Source organism: Phocaeicola sp. RTP21359st1_B8_RTP21360_211022 (genome assembly GCF_040911965.1).
GTDB lineage: Bacteria > Bacteroidota > Bacteroidia > Bacteroidales > Bacteroidaceae > Phocaeicola > Phocaeicola vulgatus.
Window position 1 is genome coordinate 1 of record NZ_JBDFXP010000089.1, and the last position, 4741, is coordinate 4741.

Genomic DNA, 4741 nt, shown 5'->3' on the forward strand with positions numbered 1-4741 from the left:
CACTGTACCCGCCACAGCTTCGGAAGCCTGCACGTGGAAATGGGAACGGACATGGCTGTCATCCAAGCCTATCTCGGACATAAGAACATTACCACCACACAAATCTATTCCAAGATAGCAGCGCAGCAGATGTGTCAGGTGGTGGACAAGATAACCTTGAAGCGCAAGGAGGCATAAATGTCTCACATTGACAGGTATTCAGAGGGGCGGTTATGGCTACAAGGCTATAATCGCCCCTCTATGTTTTTGGCTTGATGCCACCATTTATAAGCCCCTCAGAGTATGAAACAGAGTATGATATGATGACATTTCGTGAAATACATTGAAAAAGACCGTTCTAACCGCAAATAACGGGCAGTAATTGGGAAAAATAGCATTAACTTTGCACAAAATAATACAGGAACATTCAATCTCTCAACGAAATATGGAATCATCAATCAAGGACAAATACATCATCTTGGGCTTTGTCGGCTTCGCCATCGTCCTAATATCTTCCATTGCCACGCTGGTAATAGCGGACAGCTTCAACCAAGACAACTTTGTCAGGTGGATAGTATTCGTATGCTGTAACCTGTTGGGATGGTTGCTCTATCTCTCCTTTCAGACACTTATCTTTGATACATACGAAATCTACAAAATCAAGTTCGGCAAGAAAGAAACGATTGCCGAAGCCATAGAGGTGCAGGAAGAACTGTCACAAAATACACTTGAAGAAGCCACATCTGTGCCTGGACCTACATCAGTCCCTGAGCCTGTACCCGAATCATCCCCGACAAAAGAAGAGACACTTATCCAAACACAACCGATAGAGCTTACTATCGCCCCGGATCTTCACGAAAAGAACCGTGCCAATTACGCAAGCAGAGAGCAACGGGAAAAGGAAGAGCGCATCCGCATGGTCATGGAGTATTGCCATTATTACCTGCCTCGCATTGCCGACCAAGAAACCGTGAACCACATCTGTACTGAGGTGGACAAATGGATGAATCTTAACACTTATACCCCGAAGCCCATACAAAGACCGTTTACCAAAGACATCAACAACATTCCACTCCGTCACTTCGTATGGAATATCTCTGAGCGTTTCCTGTACAAGAGATACTACAATGGGGATAACCGTGCCAAGTTCATCAAAGCCCTTTTCCCGAAATCGTTTGCTGATACAGACTTATCAACCATCAAGAATTTCAAGGTAGAGCCGTTAAAGACGGAAATTCCCATTGATGAACCCGAAAACGGCAAACTTGATTTCCACTATCCCGAGGATTATGTGCGGAATTAGGATAATCACGACACCAACGACAACCATCCGGTAACTCATAACCGCCTGTTTTACATCGTTTCCCGAGTAATTTTACCCGTCATTTATGGCTGGGCTTAATTATTCGGGAATTATTTTGCAATGACGTGTCGTGGAGATATTCACGGATATATCATTTCAGTCCTTTGCGCCAAGTCTTACAAAAGAGACGAGTACGCGAATGGAAAAATCAATTCTTACCTTCAACGACCTCCCCGAGGTTGTCGCTCAGCTTCGAGACGAAGTGATGAGCCTGAAAAGCCTGCTCGCCGAGCAGCGCAGTGTGAACAATGCCAAAACGGTGGACACCCACGTGCCCATGTCTGTGGACGAGGCAGCAGAGTATTTAGGTATCCCTAAGGGTACGCTCTACATGAAACTGTCAGAAGGGACAATCCCTGCCACCAAGCCCGGCAAACGCTATTGCCTTTACCGTGACGAACTGGACAAGTGGCTGGAAACCGCCCGAAAGAATCCCATACCGTTGTCAGACGAGGAACTGAACAAGTCCTTATCCTCTTCCCACCGTCGCAAGCCCAACCCACGTAACTGGTGAATGATATGGAAGAGGATAAGAACTATATCAACCTGATACGTGGCGACCTCACAAAAGCATCCCAAGCGCATAACGGTATGCCCGACAGTGTAGGCATGATGAATATCAAGACGGCAAACCAAACCATTCTTGAAGCATCGTTATTGCCTACGCCCCGTGCGCTGTGGGACAGCTTTTGGTACGAGGGGGAACTCTCCTGCTTGTTTGCCGATTCCAACGTGGGCAAGTCCATCCTTGCCGTGCAGATAGCCGACCGCATCGCCCGAACCGACAATGTGCTGTATCTGGACTTTGAACTGTCCGAAAAGCAGTTCCAGCTCCGCTATACCAACGAGCATGGAGAGCTCTACACCTTTCCCGACAAACTCTATCGGGTGTCTATTGACTGCAACCAGCTTTTGGATGCCAACTTTGAGGAAGCTATCATAGGCGGCATTGAACAGATGGCTGTGCAGACCGACTGCAAGATTTTCATCATTGACAATCTTACCTACCTGTGTTGCGCCATGGAGAAAGGCGATGCCGCAGGACGGCTGATGATTCAGCTGAACAATCTCAAAAAGAGATATGCGCTCTCTATCCTTGTCCTAGCACATACGCCCAAACGCTCTTTGGATTGTCCCATCACATCCAACGACCTTGCCGGAAGCAAACGGCTCTACAATTTCTTTGACAGCGTGTTCACCATTGGAAAAAGTGCCCAAGACGGAGGGCTTCGCTATGTGAAGCAGCTTAAAGTGCGCTATGGCACGTTCTCTCATGATGCGGATAATGTAATCGTTTACGAGATTGACAAGGTGGATGCTTTCTTGCAGTTCGTGTTCAGGGGCTATTCCACGGAAAAGGAACACTTGAAAAAATTGGGCGACAATGAATCAAGCCAAAGGGATTGCCAAATTCTGCAACTCTCCCAATCGGGCAAGTCCGTCAGGGAGATAGCCTCACAGGTGAATTGTGGCAAGTCCACCGTAAACCGTATCATCCAGCGCAGCAAAGAGAGTAAAAACGCAGGTGTCCCAAGTGTCCCACTGTCCCAACCCTTAGAGTGTGGGACAATGGGACAGGATGGGACAGCCGACAATCAACCATCAAAAACGGACTAAGCTATGGGCAATTATTCATTACAGAAGTATAAAGGAACGGCAACACGGCATACCTGCCCCAAATGCGGAGACAGGCATTCTTTCGTCTATTACGTGGACGAAAATAATGTGCCGTTGCATCCATCGGTCGGCAGATGTAACCACGAAAGCGGTTGTGGGTATCACTACACTCCGAAAGAGTATTTTCAAGAGCATCCTGAACACAGAACTACCAATGATTTCTCTTTTGACAGGCAAAGAGCAGAGCAGAAGAAAGTGAAGCAGCAAAGTAAGCCGACAGCCATCGGCTATATTCCCCCTCACTATGTGGAGAAGTCGCAAAGCGAGCGTAGCAATTTCTTCCGTTTCCTCTTCACACTCCTTACTTCCTACTATGGCGACAAGGCGAAAGAGGTGTTGAAGCGGTTGTTGGAGGAATACCGTTTGGGGGCTACCCGTGACGGCTCTGTTATCTTTTGGCAGATAGACAGGACGGGCAAGGTACGCACGGGAAAGGTGATGCAGTACAATCCCGAAGACGGACACCGTATCAAGGGAGGACAGACATCGGCAGTGAACTGGATACACAGCATATTGAAAAAGCAGCGTGTGTTGGCAGAGGATTGGCAACTATCCCAATGCCTTTTCGGGGAACACTTGTTGAAAACGCATCCCGACAAGGTGGTGGTCTTGGTGGAATCCGAGAAGAGTGCCGTTATCGGTTCTGCTATCTTCCCCGATTATGTATGGCTGGCTACGGGTGGTAAGAGTCAGATGAGAGAAGAGAAACTCCGTGTACTGTCAGGGCGAACCGTGCTTCTCTTTCCCGATGCCGATGCTTATGCCGAGTGGAAACAGCGAGCCGAGAGCATGTACTTTTGTAAGGTGGTGGTTTCGGACATCATCGAAAGGAATGCCACCCCGAAACAAAAAGAAGCCCATATCGACATAGCCGATTGGATTATCTTTCAGATACGGGAGGGCAAGGTGATGAGTACAGCCAACCACTTGGTCGAGGCTGAGAGAATCCTCCAGCGGATGATAGAGAAGAATCCCGTCCTGCAAAAACTGATAGACGATTTAGACCTTGTGCTGGTCGGTGCATCTCCAATCGGCAACGATGATGAAAAACCTCCCTGACGGAGGAGAGCGGAAGCCGTAGGCTGGAGTTTGCAGACAATGGCTTGCCATTGATATAGCCCACTATAACTACACGCTCCGCTTACGTAGTTGTGGGCTCTCCCGAGGGGATTAGGGTTTTACCCTAATGACCCACTCAGGGCGTTTCTCCCCTGAGAACCCAGAGCAAAGAGTGACCCTCTCTTTGCAATCTCCGCTTATGGGTTGCACCCCTAAGAACCCCATGCGTTTACGGACAGCGGAAAAGCAAACAATAAAGTACAAACCAAAAAACAAGTATCTATGGCAACAAAATCAAGCATACATATCAAGCCCTGCAACATCGCATCGAGCGAGGCTCACAACAGGAGGACTGCCGAATACATGCGCCACATCGGAGAGTCCAGAATCTATGTCGTTCCTGAACTATCCACCGATAACGAACAGTGGATAAATCCCGACTTCGGCAGTCCGGATTTGCGGATGCATTATGACAATATCAGACAGATGGTAAAGGAAAAGACCGGACGTGCCATGCAGGAAAAGGAGCGTGAACGCAAAGGCAAGAACGGTAAAATAGTCAAGATTGCGGGATGCTCCCCCATACGTGAAGGAGTGCTGCTTGTCAGGTCGGACACCACACTGGCAGACGTGCGTAAATTCGGTGAGGAGTGTCAAAGACGC

Annotated in this window: 5 protein-coding genes and 1 pseudogene; all 6 read left to right on the forward strand. The window is 48.3% G+C overall.

Annotated elements, in window-relative coordinates; all coding sequences use genetic code 11:
• Nucleotides 1-177, forward strand: a 177-nt coding sequence (locus AB5062_RS22250) for a tyrosine-type recombinase/integrase (RefSeq protein ID WP_368326991.1), incomplete at its 5' end; no start/stop codon positions are given.
• Nucleotides 178-424: 247 nt separating this feature from the next.
• A complete protein-coding gene (gene tnpC / locus AB5062_RS22255; RefSeq protein ID WP_004339687.1) occupies nucleotides 425-1282 on the forward strand; it encodes a transposon Tn4555 protein TnpC in 858 nt (285 codons plus the stop codon).
• Between the two features lie 199 nt (nucleotides 1283-1481).
• Nucleotides 1482-1856, forward strand: a complete 375-nt coding sequence (locus AB5062_RS22260; RefSeq protein ID WP_004338328.1) for an excisionase family DNA-binding protein — start codon at nucleotides 1482-1484, stop codon at nucleotides 1854-1856.
• Nucleotides 1857-1861: 5 nt separating this feature from the next.
• Nucleotides 1862-2959, forward strand: coding sequence for an AAA family ATPase (locus AB5062_RS22265; RefSeq protein WP_004348225.1), 1098 nt, complete (start codon nucleotides 1862-1864; stop codon nucleotides 2957-2959).
• A gap of 3 nt (nucleotides 2960-2962) precedes the next feature.
• The gene (locus AB5062_RS22270; protein ID WP_004292742.1) at nucleotides 2963-4078 is read left to right on the forward strand and encodes a DUF6371 domain-containing protein; all 1116 of its coding nucleotides are present in this window, start codon (nucleotides 2963-2965) and stop codon (nucleotides 4076-4078) included.
• Nucleotides 4079-4360: 282 nt separating this feature from the next.
• A pseudogene (locus AB5062_RS22275) lies at nucleotides 4361-4741 on the forward strand (mobilization protein); the annotation flags it as partial.